Origin of the sequence: Plantactinospora sp. WMMB334, assembly GCF_049179095.1 — a bacterium.
GTDB lineage: Bacteria > Actinomycetota > Actinomycetes > Mycobacteriales > Micromonosporaceae > Plantactinospora.
Genome location: NZ_JBMHME010000002.1, coordinates 1 through 16,925, shown reverse-complemented (window position 1 = coordinate 16,925; position 16,925 = coordinate 1). Strand labels below are relative to the sequence as shown.

13 protein-coding genes are annotated in these 16,925 nt (G+C 71.7%); 4 read left to right on the top strand and 9 right to left on the bottom strand.

Going from position 1 to position 16,925, the window contains the following annotated elements; translation table 11 throughout:
* Nucleotides 1-2 precede the first annotated feature (2 nt).
* From ACN27G_RS00140 to ACN27G_RS00105, 8 genes are all read right to left on the bottom strand, one after another.
* The gene (locus ACN27G_RS00140; protein ID WP_421490732.1) at nt 3-1,118 is read right to left on the bottom strand and encodes a glycosyltransferase family 4 protein; all 1,116 of its coding nucleotides are present in this window, start codon (nt 1,116-1,118) and stop codon (nt 3-5) included.
* A gap of 167 nt (nt 1,119-1,285) precedes the next feature.
* A complete protein-coding gene (locus ACN27G_RS00135; protein ID WP_421490731.1) occupies nt 1,286-1,963 on the bottom strand; it encodes a BON domain-containing protein in 678 nt (225 codons plus the stop codon).
* A 267-nt stretch (nt 1,964-2,230) separates the two neighbouring features.
* On the bottom strand, nt 2,231-3,928 hold the full coding sequence (locus ACN27G_RS00130; protein ID WP_421490730.1) for a trypsin-like peptidase domain-containing protein: 1,698 nt from the start codon (nt 3,926-3,928) through the stop codon (nt 2,231-2,233).
* 67 nt (nt 3,929-3,995) lie between these two features.
* Entirely contained in the window at nt 3,996-5,657 is a 1,662-nt protein-coding gene (locus ACN27G_RS00125; protein WP_421490729.1) for an ATP-binding protein, read from the bottom strand.
* On the bottom strand, nt 5,654-6,358 hold the full coding sequence (locus tag ACN27G_RS00120; protein WP_421490728.1) for a response regulator transcription factor: 705 nt from the start codon (nt 6,356-6,358) through the stop codon (nt 5,654-5,656). The genes ACN27G_RS00125 and ACN27G_RS00120 overlap by 4 nt, the downstream gene beginning before the upstream one ends.
* 85 nt (nt 6,359-6,443) lie before the next feature.
* The gene (locus ACN27G_RS00115; protein WP_421490727.1) at nt 6,444-7,232 is read right to left on the bottom strand and encodes a PadR family transcriptional regulator; all 789 of its coding nucleotides are present in this window, start codon (nt 7,230-7,232) and stop codon (nt 6,444-6,446) included.
* Between the two features lie 219 nt (nt 7,233-7,451).
* Entirely contained in the window at nt 7,452-8,444 is a 993-nt protein-coding gene (locus ACN27G_RS00110; protein ID WP_421497183.1) for a lysophospholipid acyltransferase family protein, read from the bottom strand.
* Nucleotides 8,445-8,584: 140 nt separating this feature from the next.
* The gene (locus tag ACN27G_RS00105) at nt 8,585-9,400 is read right to left on the bottom strand and encodes a GNAT family N-acetyltransferase (protein ID WP_421490726.1); all 816 of its coding nucleotides are present in this window, start codon (nt 9,398-9,400) and stop codon (nt 8,585-8,587) included.
* Between the two features lie 311 nt (nt 9,401-9,711).
* On the opposite strand from ACN27G_RS00105, the gene ACN27G_RS00100 reads away from it, so the two are divergent.
* The 4 genes from ACN27G_RS00100 to ACN27G_RS00085 all read left to right on the top strand — a co-directional run bounded on the left by ACN27G_RS00100 (nt 9,712) and on the right by ACN27G_RS00085 (nt 15,897).
* Nucleotides 9,712-10,650 carry an ABC transporter ATP-binding protein gene (locus ACN27G_RS00100; RefSeq protein ID WP_421490725.1) on the top strand — a complete coding sequence of 313 codons (939 nt, stop codon included), beginning with the start codon at nt 9,712-9,714 and terminating at the stop codon, nt 10,648-10,650.
* Complete coding sequence (locus ACN27G_RS00095; protein WP_421490724.1) at nt 10,647-11,477, top strand: ABC transporter permease; 831 nt, start codon at nt 10,647-10,649, stop codon at nt 11,475-11,477. The genes ACN27G_RS00100 and ACN27G_RS00095 overlap by 4 nt, the downstream gene beginning before the upstream one ends.
* 299 nt (nt 11,478-11,776) lie before the next feature.
* On the top strand, nt 11,777-15,643 hold the full coding sequence (locus ACN27G_RS00090) for a multifunctional oxoglutarate decarboxylase/oxoglutarate dehydrogenase thiamine pyrophosphate-binding subunit/dihydrolipoyllysine-residue succinyltransferase subunit (RefSeq protein ID WP_421497182.1): 3,867 nt from the start codon (nt 11,777-11,779) through the stop codon (nt 15,641-15,643).
* Between the two features lie 74 nt (nt 15,644-15,717).
* Nucleotides 15,718-15,897 (top strand): DUF6104 family protein, encoded by a 180-nt coding sequence (locus ACN27G_RS00085; RefSeq protein ID WP_421490723.1) that lies wholly within the window; start codon nt 15,718-15,720, stop codon nt 15,895-15,897.
* A 569-nt stretch (nt 15,898-16,466) separates the two neighbouring features.
* On the opposite strand, the gene ACN27G_RS00080 is transcribed toward ACN27G_RS00085, so the two are convergent.
* On the bottom strand, nt 16,467-16,925 hold a 459-nt coding region (locus ACN27G_RS00080), incomplete at its 5' end, for a hypothetical protein (RefSeq protein ID WP_421490722.1).

Here is a 16,925-nt window from a genome sequence, read left to right as displayed (position 1 = left end):
CGTCACCAGGCGACGGTGGGCGCCGACGCCGGCCGGACGGACGGTTCGAGGTCCGCCCCGGCGACGGCCAGGTAGACCCGCTCGTACTCCTGCGCCATCCGTTCGGCGGAGAAGTCGCGGCGGACGTGCGCGGCGCAGGCGGCCGGATCCAGTCGGGACGTCTGGAGCAGGGCCGCGGCCAGCTCGGCCGGCTCGTCGCAGATGAACCCGGTCTCGCCCGGCCGGACGAGTTCCGGCACGGCCCCCCGGCGCAGCGCCACCACCGGGGTGCCGGTGGCCATCGCCTCGACCATCACCATGCCGAACGGCTCCTCCCAGCGGATCGGCATGATGAGACAGCGGGCCGCGAGCATCAGCCGCACCGTGGCGTCCCGGTCGGGGTTGCGCAGCACGGTCACGTCCGGGCCGAGCATCGGCTCCACGACCTGTTCCAGATAGCGGCGTTCGGAGCGCTCGTCGCACTTGCCGGCCAGCACCAGCGGCAGGCCGGCGGCCCGGCACGCCTCGATCGCCAGATCCGGTCCCTTGTCCGCGCTGAACCGGGCGAGCCAGAGCACCGGGCCCATCCCCGGCGACGACTTGGTCACCAGGTTGGCCGTCGAGATTCCGTTGTGCACGGTGGCGATCCAGGGCAGTTCGGGGGCCAGCCGTCGCTGGGTGTGCGAGATGGCCACCAGGCCCACCGTGGGGTCGACGTCGCCGAGCACCTCCCGCAGCTCGCCGGTCGGCCTGCCGTGCACGGTGGTGACGGTCGGCACCGGACGCTCGGCGGCGCCGTACGGGCCGGCGGTGGTGTGGTCGTGGACCACGTCGAACGAGTCCGGGGAGATCATCCGGTTGGCCCGGGTCAGGTGGGCCAGCTCCGGCAGGATCTGGCCCAGCCGGTGGTGCTGCAGCTCCGGGACGGTCCCGACGAAGTGCGCGGAGGTCCCGGTGCCGGTCCCGGCGCCGAAGAGGGTCACCTCGTGCCCCCTGGCGACCAGCGCGTCGACCAGGGCCGAGCAGACCTGTTCCAGTCCGCCGTAGCCGGGCGGTGGAAGCTCGTACCACGGCGGGACGACCATGGCGATCCGGAGCCGGCGCTCCGGGGTGGCGCGTTCCGACGAGTTGCTGCTCACGAAGGGGTCCTCCCTCCGGTGCCGGCCGGGTGGCTGCTGGTTCCGTGAGACCTGGAATCGGCGGACACGGCTGCCGCGGGCACGACTGCGGACACGGCTGCCGCGGACACGGCTGCCGCGGACACGGCTGCCGCGGACACCGTCGCGGACGAGGCTGTGGGCACGGGTCAGCACGCGATGCTGAGCCGGATCTCGACGTCGGTGACGCCGGGAGCGGCCCAGGCGATCCGATCCGCCTCCTCGCGCTCCAGCCACGACCGTACCTCGCCGGCGAGCACGACGGTCCCGCCGTCGACATCGATCTCGATCGTGCCCGCGTCGAGGTCGACGCGCCGGGCGAGCGCGATCCGGATGTCCCGTTCGATCTCCTCCTCGCCGAGGTCGCCGGTCGGCTGGACGGTGATCAGGTTGGTGACCCCGCGTACCCCGGTCAGCCGGCGGAGCGCCCGCTCGGCGGCACGCTTCTGGAAGCCCCACTCCACCTCGCCGCGGAGCGTCAGCCAGCCGTTGGCGGCGGTCGTCTCGATCCGGTCGACCGGGACGAAGGCGTCCCACTCCAGGGCACGGCTCGCCGCCGTGGCGATGTCGGTGTCGGTACGCTCGGCCGCCCCGGGGAGCCGTACCTCGATGTCGTTGGCGACCGCGCGGTTGCCGCGGACGCGGTGCGCGGCGCGTTCCGCGGCCCATTTCCGGGCGTAGCTGTCCACCTGCCCGGTCAGGGTCACGATGCCGCTGGTGACCGAGACGCCCACCTCGCTGGCCCGCAATCGGGCGTCCCAGGCCAGTTCGGCCAGCACGTCGCCCTGAATATCGGCGTCACTGCGCGCCATCGTCGCGGTACTCATCGCCGTTCCTCCCCGGGTCCCGCTCCGCCCCCGGCCGACCCGCCGGGGACCGGTCCGCCGTCGAGGCCGGACCACTCCCGATACTCGCCCCCGCCCGGGTGAGCCGTGCTCACCCGGAGCAGGTGAAGCGGATCGGTGCGGAAGGAAAGAGAGGAGCGGCGGGCGACCTGACCAACCCCCTTGGTCATGTCGCCCGCCGCCCTGGGGAGGAGGCTTACTTCCGCCCGTACGGAAGGTCTACCCCGAAGCGTACGGAGGGTTCTCTCCTTACGACGTTTCGGCGAGCGTCACGGTTGCCGTCTTTTCCACTCCATTTCGGGAGTAGGTCACCCGCACCTGGTCACCGACCTTGCCCGCCTGCACGGCGCCGACCAGATCATCGGCGTCGGCGATCTTCTTGTCGCCGAACTGGGTCACCACGTCGCCCTGCTGGAGGCCGGCCTGCTCGGCCGGGCTGCCCGGCACCACCCCGGCGATCAGCGCCCCGCCGTCCTCGGCCGGGGTCACCTGGACCCCGAGCGACGGGTGGCTGACCTCCTCACCCCGCTGGAGCGCCTGGGCGACCGTCATGGCCTTGTTGCTCGGGATCGCGAAACCGACGCCGATGTTTCCGTTGCCACCGCCGGCGGTCAGGATGGCGGTGTTGATGCCGATGACCTCCGCCTTGGTGTTGACCAGCGCACCACCGGAGTTGCCCGGGTTGATCGGGGCGTCGGTCTGCAGCAGGCCGGAGATCGAGGTGGCACCCTCCTGCGGGTTCTCGAACGGGTTCTGCTCGCCCCCGCCACCGGCCCGGATGGTCCGGTCCCGGGCGCTGATGATCCCGGCGGTCACCGAACCCTGCAGGCCGAGCGGGCTGCCGAGCGCGAGAACCTGGTCGCCGACCTGCATCGCGTCGCTGTCACCGAACTTCGCGGTGGTCAGGTCGGCGACCCCCTCGGCCTTCACCACGGCCAGGTCGGTCTTCGGATCGGTGCCGACGACCTTGGCGGCCGCGTTCCGGCCGTCCGCGAAGAAGACCTTGACCTCGCCGCCGTTGGCGCTGGCCACCACGTGGTTGTTGGTCAGCACGAAACCGTCGGCGCTCATCACCACGCCCGACCCCTCGGCACTGCCGGTGCTGATCGAGACCACGCTGTCCTGGACCTGGGCGGCGATCTTCGGCAGGTCGGCCGGGTTGATGACGGGGGCCGCCGAGTAGGTGCGGTTGGTGACCCCCGGAGCGTCGTCGTCGAGCGCGGTGGCGATGGCGCCACCCGCCAGGCCGGAGCCGACCATCAGGGCCAGCGCCGCCACCCCGATCGCCAGGACCCTGCCGACGCGGCCGGGACCGGACGGACGCCCGGGAGTGCCGGGGGTGGCCCAGGGCGGCGGCACCGGTCCGCCGGAGTGCGGCGGCTGCGGCGGTGCCCCGGAGGCCGGAGCGTACGGCCCGGTGTGGCCGCCCTGGCCGGGTGCCGCCCACGGCGAGTGCGGGTGCTGACCGGCGGGCGGCGCCTGCCACTGGCCGGTGCCGGTCGGGCCGGACGCCACCGGAGAAGCACCGGTGCGGCCGGCCGGCGGCAGGCTGTACGGCTGCCCGGAGGCGGGCGCCGCGGCGTACGGGTTGGCGCCGTACGGCTGGCCCGAGGCCGGCGCTGCGGCGTACGGGTTGGCGCCGTACGGCTGGCCCGAGGCCGGCGTCGGGCCGTACGGCTGCCCGGAGGCGGGCGGGGTGCCGTACGGGGCACCGCTGGAGGCTGCCGGGCCGGTGGTCGACGCGGTCGCGTCGGCGCCGGGGGAGTAGCCGCCCGTCGGGGCGGCCTCGGCGCGGGAGGGGTGGGCGGCCGTCGGGGCCGCGTCGGCGCCGGTCGCGCCGGAATCGGACGGCCCGCGGTCGTCGCGCGGCAGCTCCGCGGTGGGGTGCGAGTGCTCGCGGTCGGCGTTGGCCGGCCGCCGCTGCGGGTCGGTCTCGAAGTCGCTCATGCCCTTACCTTGCCCCCTCGCTCTGCGACGTACCTTGAACCCGCCTGGAGATTCCCTGAGAATTACTCTACGTCGATTGATCCGGCGTTTCCGGGTGCCCGGAGACTTCCGGTCCGTCGGCGATCTCCAGCTCCTCGGAGACCTCCGGTGCGCGTGGCAGCCGCACCTGGAAGGTCGCCCCGCCGCCGGGGGTGTCAACCACCGCGACGCTGCCGTCATGCCCCGCCACCAGTGCGCTGACGATGGCCAGCCCGAGTCCGGTGCTCACCCCGCCGCCGGCCCGGCGGGTCCGCGCGGCGTCCGCCCGGTAGAACCGCTCGAAGACCCGCTCGGCCTGCTCCGGGCTCAGCCCGGGGCCGGTGTCGGCGACCTCGATGACCGCCTCGTCCCGCTCGGCCCGCGCGTCCCGCTCGGCCCGCAGGCGCAGCGTCACCGCCGCCTCCGGCGGGGTGTGGGTGAGGGCGTTGGTCATCAGGTTGCCGAGCACCTGGCGCAGCCGGGCGTCGTCGCCGTACACCACGAGCGAGCCGGCACCCTGCTCGATCTCCAGGCTGATCGACCGCTCCGGCGCGATCACCTTGGCCGCCTGCACCGCGTCGCTGGCCAGCACCGGCAACTCGACCGGGGCCAGGGTGAGCGGTCGTTCCCGGTCGAGCCTGGCCAGCAGCAGCAGGTCCTCGACGAGCAGCCCCATCCGGGCCGCCTCGTCCTCGATCCGGCGGAGCAGCCGGGCCGTCTCCTCGGGCGAGGCCGCGGCACCCTGGCGGTGCAGCTCGGCGAAACCCCGGATGGTGGTCAGCGGGGTACGCAGTTCGTGCGAGGCGTCGGCGATGAACTGCCGCATCCGCTCCTCGGAGCGCCGGGACCGCGACTCCGACGCCTGGGCGGCCAGTGCGGCGTTGCGGGCCGCCGCCTCCGCGCCGCGCGCGTTCGACTCGGCCGCCCGGGCCGCCGCCTCGGAGGCGGCCCGGGCGGTGAAGGCCATCTCGATCTGGCTGAGCATGGTGTTCAGGGTCCGGGAGAGCCGGCCGAGCTCGGTCTTCGCCTCGATCTCGCCCGGCTCCGGATCGGGCACCCGGCGGGACAGGTCGCCGCCGGCGATGGCCGCCGCGGTCCGCTCGATCTCCACCAGCGGTCTCAGACTGGTACGCACGATCGCCGCCCCCGCCGCCGCGAGGGTGATCAGCACAGATCCGCCGACCAGCACGTCGATCCAGATCAGCTCCTTGACCGCCAGGTCGACCTCGGTGAGGTGCTGCCCGACGGCGAGGAAGCTGCCGTCCGTACCGCGCACGATCATCATCCGCCAGCGGTACTGCCGGTCGCTCGACGCGACGGTGAAGATCTTCCGGTCGGCGTGCCGGTTGTACCAGGCGGCGTCGCTGAGCGTGCCGGGCAGGTTCGGCACGTCCAGCGCATGATCGTCGTAGAGCGGGATGTAGTTGCGGTCCCGCTGGCTGACCAGCACCACCAGATAGTCGGTGGGCAGCGTCGGCCGCCCGGTCTCCGGGTCGCGCTGGAGCCGGTCGAACAGCTCTCCGTTCGACTGGCGGGTGAAGTCCTGGAGCTGGTCGTCGATCCGGCCGACCAGGTAACTGCGCAGGAAGAAGGCCGTCATCACGCTGATCACCACCAGCGCGGCGGCGACCAGGACGAGGACGGCGGCGACCAGCTTGATCCGCAGCGGGGTGGCCCGCAGCCGCCCCTTCAGCGGCAGAGCGGCATTCACGCCGCCGGCTTGCGGAGCACGTAGCCGACCCCACGCAGGGTGTGGATCAGCCGGGGCTGGGTGGTGTCGACCTTGCGCCGTAGGTAGGAGATGTAGGACTCCACGATGTTGTCGTCGCCCCGGAAGTCGTAGTTCCAGACGTGGTCCAGGATCTGCGCCTTGGAGAGCACCCGGTTGGCGTTGAGCATCAGGTAGCGCAGCAGCTTGAACTCGGTCGGCGAGAGCTGCACCCGCTTGCCGGCCCGGTGCACCTCGTGGGTCTCCTCGTCCAGCTCCAGGTCGGCGAAGGTGAGCCGGGACGGGGCGTGCTCACCGGTCGCGGTCCGCCGCAGCACCGCCCGGATCCGGGCGGTCAGCTCCTCCAGGCTGAACGGCTTGGTGACGTAGTCGTCGCCGCCGAGGGTCAACCCGCGGATCTTGTCGTCGGTCGCGTCCCGGGCGGTGAGGAAGACCACCGGGGTACGGGTGCCACCCTCCCGGAGCAGCCGGATCACTTCGAAACCGTCGAGGTCGGGCAGCATGACGTCGAGGACGACCAGGTCGGGGCGCCGCTCCTTCGCCGCGCTGACCGCCGCGCTCCCGCTGGTGGCGGTGGCCACGTCGAAGCCGGCGAACCTCAGACTGGCGGAGAGCAGCTCGAGGATGTTCGGGTCGTCCTCCACGACGAGTAGCCGGGCCTCGCACTGGGTTGTCGCTGCCATCTGGCCATCATCCGTGTTTCCGCTGCGGCTCGGCTGAGCAACCCCTGAAAGTTTTCTGAGAGTCGGCACCGTGCCGTTCCCGCGGTCAGCGCAGCAGCCGGCGCAGCCCGTCCAGGGCCCCGTTGAGCACCCGGGCCGCCGTACGCAGCTGGTTCTCCGTGAAGTGGCCGCTGCGGGCCAGCGCGCGTACCTCGGCGACGAAGGCCAGCAGCTCCCGGTCGAACTCGTCGCCGGGATCGTCCCCCTGTGCCCGGTTCGCCCGGTCGCCGGCCGCCCACTCCTCGGCGTGCGGTCCCGGCGGACAGTCTCCGGCCGCACCGGCACCTCTTCCCGCTCCGCCGCCTGTTGCCGGACCGGCAGCCGTTGCCGCGCCGCCGCCCGTTCCCGTGCCGGCCCCTGGTCCCGCTCCGGTTTCCGCGCCGGCACCCGTCGGCGCGTCCTGGCGCGTCGCGCCCGGATCCCACGCCCCGGCGCCCCGGCGGGTCTGTCGGAGGGCGGCCCGCAGCTCCTGCTTGAGATCGCGGACCGAGCCGCGTACCTCGGACCGGATCGCACCCGCCAGCCGCGTCAGGTCCGAGACCGAGGCGCGGATCTCAAACTCCAGCCTGGCCAGCTCGTCGGCCCGCCGCAGCAGCTCGGCCCGACCCTCCTCGGTGATCCGGTAGACCTTCCGGCCGCCGACCGCGTCGTGTGTGACAAGCCCCTCGGCCTCCAGGCGGGCGAGGCGGGGATAGATCGTGCCGGCGCTCGGCGCGTACAGCCCGAGAAAGCGCTCCTCGAGCAGCCGGATCAGCTCGTAGCCGTGCCGAGGCCCACCGTCGAGCAGCTTCAGCAGATAGAGCCGGAGCCGGCCGTGGCCGAACACGGTCGTCATATCGCCTCGCTCCGGTTGCTGGCCGATCCGGCCGGCAGGGCGCGGGCACGGACGGCGGACGTGCGTCCCACCACGATAACGCGATACATCGCGTTGCCGAAAAGAACGCCCACGCGTCCGCAGAGCGAGCAGCGGCGCCAGGTCGCCAGCTCGGCGGGGAGCGACGTCGGCCTTCGGTGGGGAGCGACGTCGACCTTCGGCGGGCAGCGACCTCGGGGCTCAGGCCGCCAGTTCCAGCGGCACCGTATCCCCCGGAGGCTCGGCGACGGCGGCACCGGCGGGCACTGCGGGTCCCCCGGCAGCACCGGCGGGTACGGCGGTGCCGCGTACCGCCGATTGTGCCGCCGCGGCGAGTCGGCGCCGGTCCACGGTGCCGTCGGCCCACGGCTCGTCGACGACCGTGAGGGTCACCACCAGGCCGCGCAGCGCCAGCGTCCGGCGTACCGAGGTGTAGAGGCTCTCCTCGGCCAGGAAGGCCGGTGCCGTGGTGTCCCCGGCCCCCGCCCCGGCCGCCCCGGAGCCGGTGGCGAGCGCCCCGGCCGACCCGACCGGCGCGAGGCGGTAGGTGAGGCGTACCGGCACCACCGGTGCCGCCGCGTCGATCGCGGCCTGGAAGAGCGCCGGGCGGAACGGGACCGCCCCGCCGCAACCGATCGCCCGCCGGGGCAGGCCGCACCAGGTCGTACCCTCCGGGAAGACCGCGACCACGCCGTCGACCCGGAGCACCTCCGCCACCTGTGCCACCGTCTCCGGCAGCGTCCGCGGCCGGGTCCGGTCGATGAAGACCGTCCCGCCGAGCGCCGCCAGCGGCCCGATCAGCGGCCAGCGGCGCACCTCGTGCTTGGCCAGCAACCGGGCCGGGGTGACGGCGAGGATGGCGAGGACGTCCAGCCAGGAGACGTGGTTGGCCACCAGCAGCGCCCGTCGCTGCGGCGGCCGACCCCGCACGTCGAGGCGGATGCCGCCGGCCCGCAACACCATGCGGGCCCACCTCCGCCCGGCGACCTGCCGGCCGGCCCGGGACAGGACCGGAAGCACCGGCAGCAACAGCGCGCCGAAGAGCAGGGCACCGACGAGCGCCACCAGCCGGACCAGTTGGCGCGCTCCGGAGACCCTCGGCGTCTCCCCCGGCGCCGGCAGGCAGGCCGGCCCGCAGGTGGACTGCGGCCGCCACAGCGACCTGCGCTGGCGCGCGGTCCCGGAGGAGGCCAGAGCGGAAGTGGCCGGAACGGCAGAGACCGGAACGGCAGAGACCGGAACGGCAGAGGCAGGACCGGGGCCGGGCTGCGGTCGGTCGGGTGTCGGGGCGGCGCTCGGGTCCGGTCGGGTCGGGGCCGGCGCGATCCGGGTGCTCATCGGTCCGGGCCGAGGAAGTGCCGGCGGTACCGGTCGGGCATCCGGTCCATCGAGAGCAGGACGTAGAGGTCGGCCACGTCGAACTCGGGGTCGTACGCCGGCTCTCCGCAGACCCAGGCGCCCAGCCGCAGATAGCCGCGGAGCAGCGGCGGCATCGCCACCCGGCCGCCGGTGGCGGCCGGAGCCGCGCCGGTGGCGGCGGCCGCCTCGGCGGAGGCCAGCGCGGCCGCGGCGGCCGGCTCGGCGAGCCAGGGTCGGTGCGGCCGGACCCGCATCGGCGGCGGCGAGAGGTGACGCCGCCGCACCTCCGCCCAGACCCCGAGCGCGGTCGCGCCACCGTCGTGCAGCGGCACCGAGGCGCAGCCGGCGAGCCAGCGGAGGCCGCGCAGTTGCAGGTAACGCGCGATACCGGCCCACATCAGGTTGATCACGGCGCCGGACCGGTGCGCCGGGTCGACGCAGGATCGGCCGATCTCGACCACCTCGTCGCGGAGCGGCGCGAGCGGGGAGAGGTCGAACTCGCCCTCGGCGTACCGCCGGCCGGCGCGGGCCGCCCGGTCCGGCAGGAGCATCCGGTACGTGCCGACCACCGCCCCGGACCGGTCCTCCCGGACGATGAGGTGCTCGCAGTACCTGTCGAGATCGTCGACATCGAGTCCGGGGGTCGGCGAGCGGAGGTTTGCGCCGAACTCGTCGACGAACACGGCGTGCCGGAGTCGTTGTGCGGCGGCTACCTGCGATGCGCCCTCGGCGATCAGCAGGGTGTATCCGCTGGTCCCGGTTTGTGCCGGGGCGGTGAGCAGAACGGCCATGGTCTCTGTGTAGGCCCCCGGCCTGCCCTGGACGTGTCGGCTGACGGCCGGTGGCGTGTCGAAACGGTGAACGGGATGTGGTCGCGGCGCCCGGCCGGCGGGCAAGAATCGCGACCTCCCCCGCAGGGGGCGTCCGAGCTGGTAAATTTCGCCCCTCCTCCGCACACCGCGCGGCTCGTGCTCGAGGAGGACGGGCTCCTGCCCAGGGATGAGGACCGGGTACGCAATGATCCCGATTGACCGCGCGGCTCAGATTGTCGACGCTGGGTGACGGCGTGGCCGGCACGGCGACGCCTCACGGAGGGAGAGACATGTCCGACGGGCGACTGAGCCCAACAGCCGGAAGCGGCCAGATAGTGGTCTCCGGTCTTACGAAGGTCTATCGCAATGTCCGCGCGGTCGACAACCTGTCGTTCAGCGTCGAGCCGGGCCGGGTCACCGGCTTCCTGGGCCCGAACGGTGCCGGCAAGACGACCACGCTGCGGATGCTGCTCAACCTTGTCACGCCGACGGCGGGCAGCGCGACCATCGGCGGCGCCCGGTACGCGGACCTGTCGCAACCGATCCGGCACGTCGGGGCGGTGCTGGAGGCGTCGAGTGCGCACAAGGGCCGCACCGGGGTCAACCACCTGCGGGTGACCTGTGCCGCCGCCGGGCTGCCGAAGCAGCGGGCCGACGAGGCGCTCGCCCTGGTCGGGCTCACCCCGGCCGCCAAGCGGAAGTTCAAGGGCTACTCGCTGGGGATGAGGCAGCGGCTCGGCATCGCCGCCGCCATGCTCGGTGATCCCCGGGTGCTGATCCTGGACGAGCCGGCGAACGGGCTCGACCCGGAGGGCATCCGCTGGATGCGCGGCTTCCTCAAGGCGCTCGCCGCCGAGGGGCGTACGGTGCTGGTCTCCAGCCACCTGCTCTCCGAGATGCAGTTGCTCGCCGACGACGTGGTGATCATCGCTGCCGGCAAGCTGGTCCGGCAGGGCCGCATCGACGAGGTGGTCGGCTCGATGGCCCAGACGGGCCGGGTCCGGGTCCGGACCCCGCAGGGCGACGAGCTGGCCGCCGCGCTGACCGGCAACGGCGCCACGGTGACCCGGAGTGACGACGGCCTGCTGCTGGTCGAGGGGGCGGACGCCCCGACGGTGGGCCGGGCCGCGCTGGCGGCAAAGGTCGAGCTGCACGAGCTGACCACCGAGCGCCCGGACCTGGAGGGCGTCTTCCTGGAGCTGACGGCCGGAAAGGCGGGGATCCGATGAACCTGGTCCGCTCCGAGCTGCTGAAGATCCGCACCACGAACACCTGGTGGGTCTTTGCCCTGATCACGCTGCCCCTCTGGGGGCTGACCCTGCTGATCAACTATTTCCAGTCCCAGGCCCTGCTCGATCCGGCCGGCGTCGGCGTGCCCGAGGCGGACGCGCAGAACCCGCAGTTCCAGGCGGCCGGGGAGCACGTCAACGTGGCGGCGAATCTCTACACCAACGGCCAGTTCTTCGGCGTGCTGATCGTGATGCTGCTCGGTGTGCTCGTGGTCACCAACGAGTTCCAGCACCAGACCGCCACCACGACGTTCCTGACCACGCCGCACCGGACCGCCGTGGTGCTGGCGAAGCTGGTCGCCGCCGGCATCCTGGGGCTGCTCTTCTGGGTCGTCACCACCGGTCTCAACCTGGTGTTCACCCCACTCATCCTGGGCAGCCTGGACGTGTCGAGCCAGCTCGGCGTCGGCGCGGTGTGGCAGGCGATCGGGCTCAACGGGCTCGCCTACCTGCTCTGGGCCGTCTTCGGCATCGGGTTCGGGGTGTTGATCCGCAGCCAGATCGGCGCCACCGTCACGGCGCTGCTGGTCTACCTCGCCGGCTACATCGGGGCGATCATCGTGCTGTCGATCCTGGCCGACCGGTTCGGCGACTGGATCAACAACCTTCAGTTGATCGTGCCGTCGCTGGCCTCCCAGTTGATGGCCACCGGCACCGACCTGCCGGGCAGCCCGCCCCGCTGGGCGGGTGCCGCCGTCATGATCGCCTACGCGGTGGTGACCGGCACCATCGGCACGCTGATCATGCGGAAGCGCGACGTCTCCTGACCCTCGGGCAGGGCTAGACAGTTCACCGGAACCCGGCCGGGGTCATCGATCCCGGTCGGGTTCCTCGTTACCGGCCCGGCCGGGTTCCTTGTTACCGATCAGCCGACAACTCGCAAAACCTGTGAAACACGACACGGGTCCGATGCGACAATGCTGTCGGTTACCGCACGGCGTAGCCTTGGACGCGTCTTTCGACGCAGCCCCCCGGCCCGGGTGGCAGGAGACCGCGTGACATACGACCCGCGTGAAAGAGGCGATTACCGGCCGTGTCGACCCAGCAGACTTCGCAGGACAATCCACTGGCGGGGTTCGGCCCCAACGAGTGGATCGTCGAGGAAATGTACCAGCGTTACCTCGCCGACCCCGCCAGCGTCGATCCAGCATGGCACGACTTCTTCGCCGACTACCGACCGAACGCCGGGCAGGCCGGCCCGGACGGCGGCGGTGCCGGTGACAGCACGGTGACCGGTGCCGGTGGCTCCGCCGCGACCGCCGAGCAGCCGGCGCCCGCCCGCCCGGCGAAGGCCGACGCCACGCCGGCCAGGTCTGGCACCCCGACGCCGGAGGCCACCGCCACGACCCGGCCGAAGCCGGACGGCAGGGCTTCCGCCGGGGCCAAGCCGAGCGCGAGCCCGAAGACCACGACCGCCGCGAAGACCACCGCCGCGACGCCGAAGAGCGCCGACGCGTCGAAGGCCGCCGAGACGACGAAGACCGCCGAGACGCCGAAGGCCGGCGCGACGACGAAGGGTACGGGCGCACCGAAGGGCACGGGTACGTCGAAGGCCGCCGCCGCACCGGACGGCGCGGCTGCCGCCGGCCCGCAGACCACCCCGCTGCGCGGCGTCGCCGCCCGGATCGTGCAGAACATGGACGCCTCGCTGGCGGTGCCGACCGCGACCAGCGTGCGCGCGATCCCGGCCAAGCTGCTGGTGGACAACCGCATCGTCATCAACAACCACCTGGCCCGGGGGCGCGGCGGCAAGGTCAGCTTCACCCACCTGATCGGCTGGGCCCTGATCAAGGCGCTCGCCGAGCACCCGGAGATGAACAACTCCTTCGCCGAGGTCGACGGCAGGCCGGCGCTGGTCAGGCCGGAGCACGTCAACCTCGGCATCGCGATCGACCTGGCCAAGCCGGACGGCTCCCGCACCCTGGTGGTGCCGTCCATCAAGGCCGGCGAGCAGATGGACTTCCGGCAGTTCTGGCAGGCGTACGAGGACATCGTCCGGCGGGCCCGGCGCAACGAGTTGACCATGGAGGACTACGGCGGCACGACGATCTCGCTGACCAACCCGGGCGGGATCGGCACGGTGCACTCGCAGCCGAGGCTGATGGTCGGGCAGGGCACGATCATCGGGGTCGGCGCGATGGAGTATCCGGCGCCGTACCAGGGGATGTCCGAGGAGACCCTCGCCGAGCTGGCCGTCAGCAAGATCATCACGCTGACCAGCACGTATGACCACCGGATCATCCAGGGCGCGCAGTCGGGTGAGTTCCTCAAGACCATCCATGAGCTGGTCCTCGGCGGGCACGGCTTCTACGACCAGATCTTCACCTCGCTGCGGATCCCCTACGAGCCGGTGCGCTGGATGCGGGACGTGGCGGTCAGCTCCGAGGGGCAGATCAACAAGACCGCCCGGGTGATCGAGATCGTCCACGCCTACCGGGTCCGTGGGCACCTGATGGCGGACACCGACCCGCTGGAGTTCAAGATCCGGAAGCACCCGGACCTCGACGTACTCCAGCACGGGCTCACGCTCTGGGACCTGGACCGGACCTTCCCGGTCGGCGGCTTCGCCGGCAAGCAGAAGATGAAGCTGCGCGAGGTCCTCGGAGTGCTCCGGGACTCCTACTGCCGCCGGGTCGGCATCGAGTACATGCACATCCAGGACCCGGAGGAGCGGCGCTGGATCCAGGAGCGGATCGAGCGGAAATACACCAAGCCGGCGCCGGACGAGCAGAAGCACGTGCTCAACCGGCTCAACGCGGCCGAGGCGTTCGAGACCTTCCTACAGACCAAGTACGTCGGCCAGAAGCGCTTCTCGCTGGAGGGCGGCGAGTCGTTGATCCCGCTCCTCGGCGAGGTGCTGGAGTCGGCCGCCGAGAACGACCTGGACGAGGTCGTGATCGGGATGGCCCACCGGGGCCGGCTCAACGTGCTGGCCAACATCGTCGGCAAGCCGTACGAGAAGATCTTCTCCGAGTTCGAGGGACACCTCGACCCGCGCTCGACGCAGGGCTCCGGCGACGTCAAGTACCACCTCGGCCAGGCCGGCAAGTTCACCACGCCGGACGGCGAGCACTCGATCAAGGTGTCGGTGACCGCCAACCCGTCCCACCTGGAGGCGGTCGACCCGGTGCTGGAGGGGATCGTCCGGGCCAAGCAGGACCGGATCGACCTCAAGCTGGAGGGCTACACCGTGCTGCCGGTGGCGGTGCACGGCGACGCCGCCTTCGCCGGCCAGGGCGTGGTCGCCGAGACGCTCAACCTGTCGCAGTTGCGCGGCTACCGCACCGGCGGCACCGTGCACGTGGTGGTGAACAACCAGGTCGGCTTCACCACCGCACCGGAATACTCGCGGTCGAGCCTCTACAGCACCGACGTGGCCCGGATGATCCAGGCACCGATCTTCCACGTCAACGGCGACGACCCGGAGGCCGTGGTCCGGGTGGCCCGGCTCGCCTTCGAATACCGCCAGGCGTTCAACAAGGACGTCGTGATCGACATGGTCTGCTACCGGCGGCGCGGGCACAACGAGGGCGACGACCCGGCCATGTCCAACCCTTTGATGTACAAGATCATCGACTCCAAGCGGTCGGTCCGGAAGCTCTACACCGAGGAGCTGATCGGGCGCGGCGACATCACCCTGGAGGACGCCGAGGAGCTGCTGCGCGACTTCCAGTCCCAGTTGGAGCGGGTCTTCAAGGCCACCCGCGACGCCGCCTCGTCGGCCCGCCCCGCGAGCCGGCCCCGACGGCAGCCCGAGCCGGAGCCGGAGGTGGAGACCGCCACCTCCGTCGACGCGCTCCGCGCGGTCGGTACGGCGCACACCGACCTGCCCGACGGCTTCAGCCCGCACAGGCGGATCCAGCAGTTGCTGGACCGGCGGGCCAGGATGGCCGAGTCCGGCAACATCGACTGGGGCTTCGGCGAGATCATCGCCTTCGGGGCGCTGCTCCAGGACGGCGTGACCGTCCGGCTCGCCGGCCAGGACTCCCGGCGCGGCACCTTCGTGCAGCGGCACGCCGTCATCGTCGACTCCCGGACCGGCGCCGAGCACGCCCCGCTGAGCACCCTGGGCGGCGACCGGGCCCGGTTCTTCGTGCACGACTCGCTGCTCAGCGAGTACGCGGCGATGGGCTTCGAGTACGGCTACTCGGTGGAGAACCCCGAGGCGCTGGTGCTCTGGGAGGCGCAGTTCGGCGACTTCGCCAACGGCGCGCAGACGGTGGTCGACGAGTTCATCTCCTCCGGCGAGGTGAAGTGGGCCCAGCAGTCGGCGCTGACCCTGCTGCTGCCGCACGGGCACGAGGGCCAGGGGCCGGACCACACCTCCGGCCGGCCGGAGCGGTTCCTCCAGCTCTGCGCCGAGGACAACATGCGGATCGCCATCCCGAGCACCCCGGCGAACTACTTCCACCTGCTGCGCCGGCAGGCGCTCTCGCCGAAGCGCAAGCCGCTGGTGGTCTTCACCCCGAAGTCGCTGCTCCGGCACAAGCTCTGCGTCTCCAGCGTGGAAGACTTCACCACCGGCACCTTCCAGCCGGTGCTGGTCGACAACGCCGGGGCGGCGCCCGAGTCGGTCAAGCGGGTGCTGCTCTGCTCCGGCAAGGTCTACTACGACCTGCTCCAGGCGCGCGGGGATCGCGGCATCACCGACACCGCGATCCTCCGGATGGAGCAGCTCTACCCGCTGCCGGTGGAGGAGGTCCGGGCCGCCCTCGCGCAGTACCCGAACGCCGAGGACGTCGCCTGGGTCCAGGAGGAGCCGGCAAACCAGGGCGCCTGGTCGTTCGTCGCGCTCAACCTGCTGGAGCACCTGGAAGGCGTACGGCTGCGCCGGATCTCCCGGCCGGCGGCGGCGGCCCCGGCGGTCGGCTCGGCGAAGACGCACGACGGCGAGCAGACGGCGCTGATCGAGGCGTCCCTGCCCCGCCCCTGAGAGGCGTTAGGAAGGGCCCCTTCATATACAGAAAGCGATATGAAGGGGCCCTTCCTTTCATTGGAGAGGAAGCTGTGTACTTCACCGACCGAGGCATCGAGGAGCTTGTCGAACGCCGGGGCACCGAGACGGTCACCCTGGAGTGGCTGGGTGCGCGGCTGCGCGACTTCGTCGACCTGAATCCGGAGTTCGAGACGCCGGTGGAGCGCTTCGCCACCTGGCTCTCCCGGCTGGACGACGAGGACGACCTCTGACGGCCGGCTGAGCGGCAACGGCGGGCCTGTTCTCGCTCCACACGCTCCGCACCGAGGACCCGGCGCCCGCGCACCGGCCGGGCCACGTCAGTCGCGGTACGCCCCGGTAGGCCAGACCACGAAAACGGGAACGCCTCTTTCTCGCGCATATTGCACAACGTCTGCTGTTCCGCCGTATGCACGCGCCGGTTCGCCGTCCCACACCGCCACGAGATGGTCGGCACGATCGACCATCAGTCGACTCGCGTCCATGTGCGCTTCGGCCGTTGATGCGCGATGCACACAACTGTGTACGACACCCGCGCGACCGAACAGTTCGTCGTACCCGGACCGCGCAGCCTCGGGAAGACTGTCACGGTATTCTTCGGCGGGGACCACTACCTCAAGGCTTCCGCCTCGGCCGAGAACAGCAGTAGCGAAGATCTGGTCCGCACCGTCCGCCAGGCAGGACATTCCGATAAGTGGTGAACCGGCAGGGGCAAGCTGCGCCAGCAACCTGTCAATCCCACCGGCCACCAGCTCCGCAACGTCGGATGACAGCCCTCTATGACCGCTTACGGCCACTCGCGTCAAGGTTCCTCCCTGTATGTGGAGTACAAGCGTTCGTCAAGGGCGGCAACTGCCTGACCAGGCCGTTTGCCAAGCTTGTTCCGGAATGTGGCTACGGCGCGGGTGACGCGCTCCGAGCCGTAGGTCTTTCCCACGTCGAACGCCTCAGTAGCGACCCGGCATGCCTCATCCACGTTGCCCGATTGAACGAGCACGTCGGCACGGAGCAGATCCATCACCGCACGGGGCTTCGGCGCCTGATATGGGTCGATCGCGATCCGCAGTGCGTTCTCTGCGACCCCCACCCGCCCCAGGCTGCCGGCGACCTGCGCTCGAAATCCGGCCAGCTTTCGTTCATCGAAGCGGAAGATCCACGGCCACACAGGTTCGTCGGCCGCTGCGCGAGAGAGGCGGGCCTCGGCATTGTCCAACCTGTTCAACGCGCTTCTATCCTTGACCTGCGCCAACGCGAACGCTTC

Bases quoted from the DNA above. Each gene is read 5' to 3' on its own strand.
- ACN27G_RS00135 (WP_421490731.1), bottom strand. From the start codon at position 1,963: ATGAGTACCGCGACGATGGCGCGCAGTGACGCCGATATTCAGGGCGAC.
- ACN27G_RS00130 (WP_421490730.1), bottom strand. From the start codon at position 3,928: ATGAGCGACTTCGAGACCGACCCGCAGCGGCGGCCGGCCAACGCCGAC.
- ACN27G_RS00120 (WP_421490728.1), bottom strand. From the start codon at position 6,358: ATGGCAGCGACAACCCAGTGCGAGGCCCGGCTACTCGTCGTGGAGGAC.
- ACN27G_RS00115 (WP_421490727.1), bottom strand. From the start codon at position 7,232: ATGACGACCGTGTTCGGCCACGGCCGGCTCCGGCTCTATCTGCTGAAG.
- ACN27G_RS00105 (WP_421490726.1), bottom strand. From the start codon at position 9,400: ATGGCCGTTCTGCTCACCGCCCCGGCACAAACCGGGACCAGCGGATAC.
- ACN27G_RS00100 (WP_421490725.1), top strand. From the start codon at position 9,712: ATGTCCGACGGGCGACTGAGCCCAACAGCCGGAAGCGGCCAGATAGTG.
- ACN27G_RS00095 (WP_421490724.1), top strand. From the start codon at position 10,647: ATGAACCTGGTCCGCTCCGAGCTGCTGAAGATCCGCACCACGAACACC.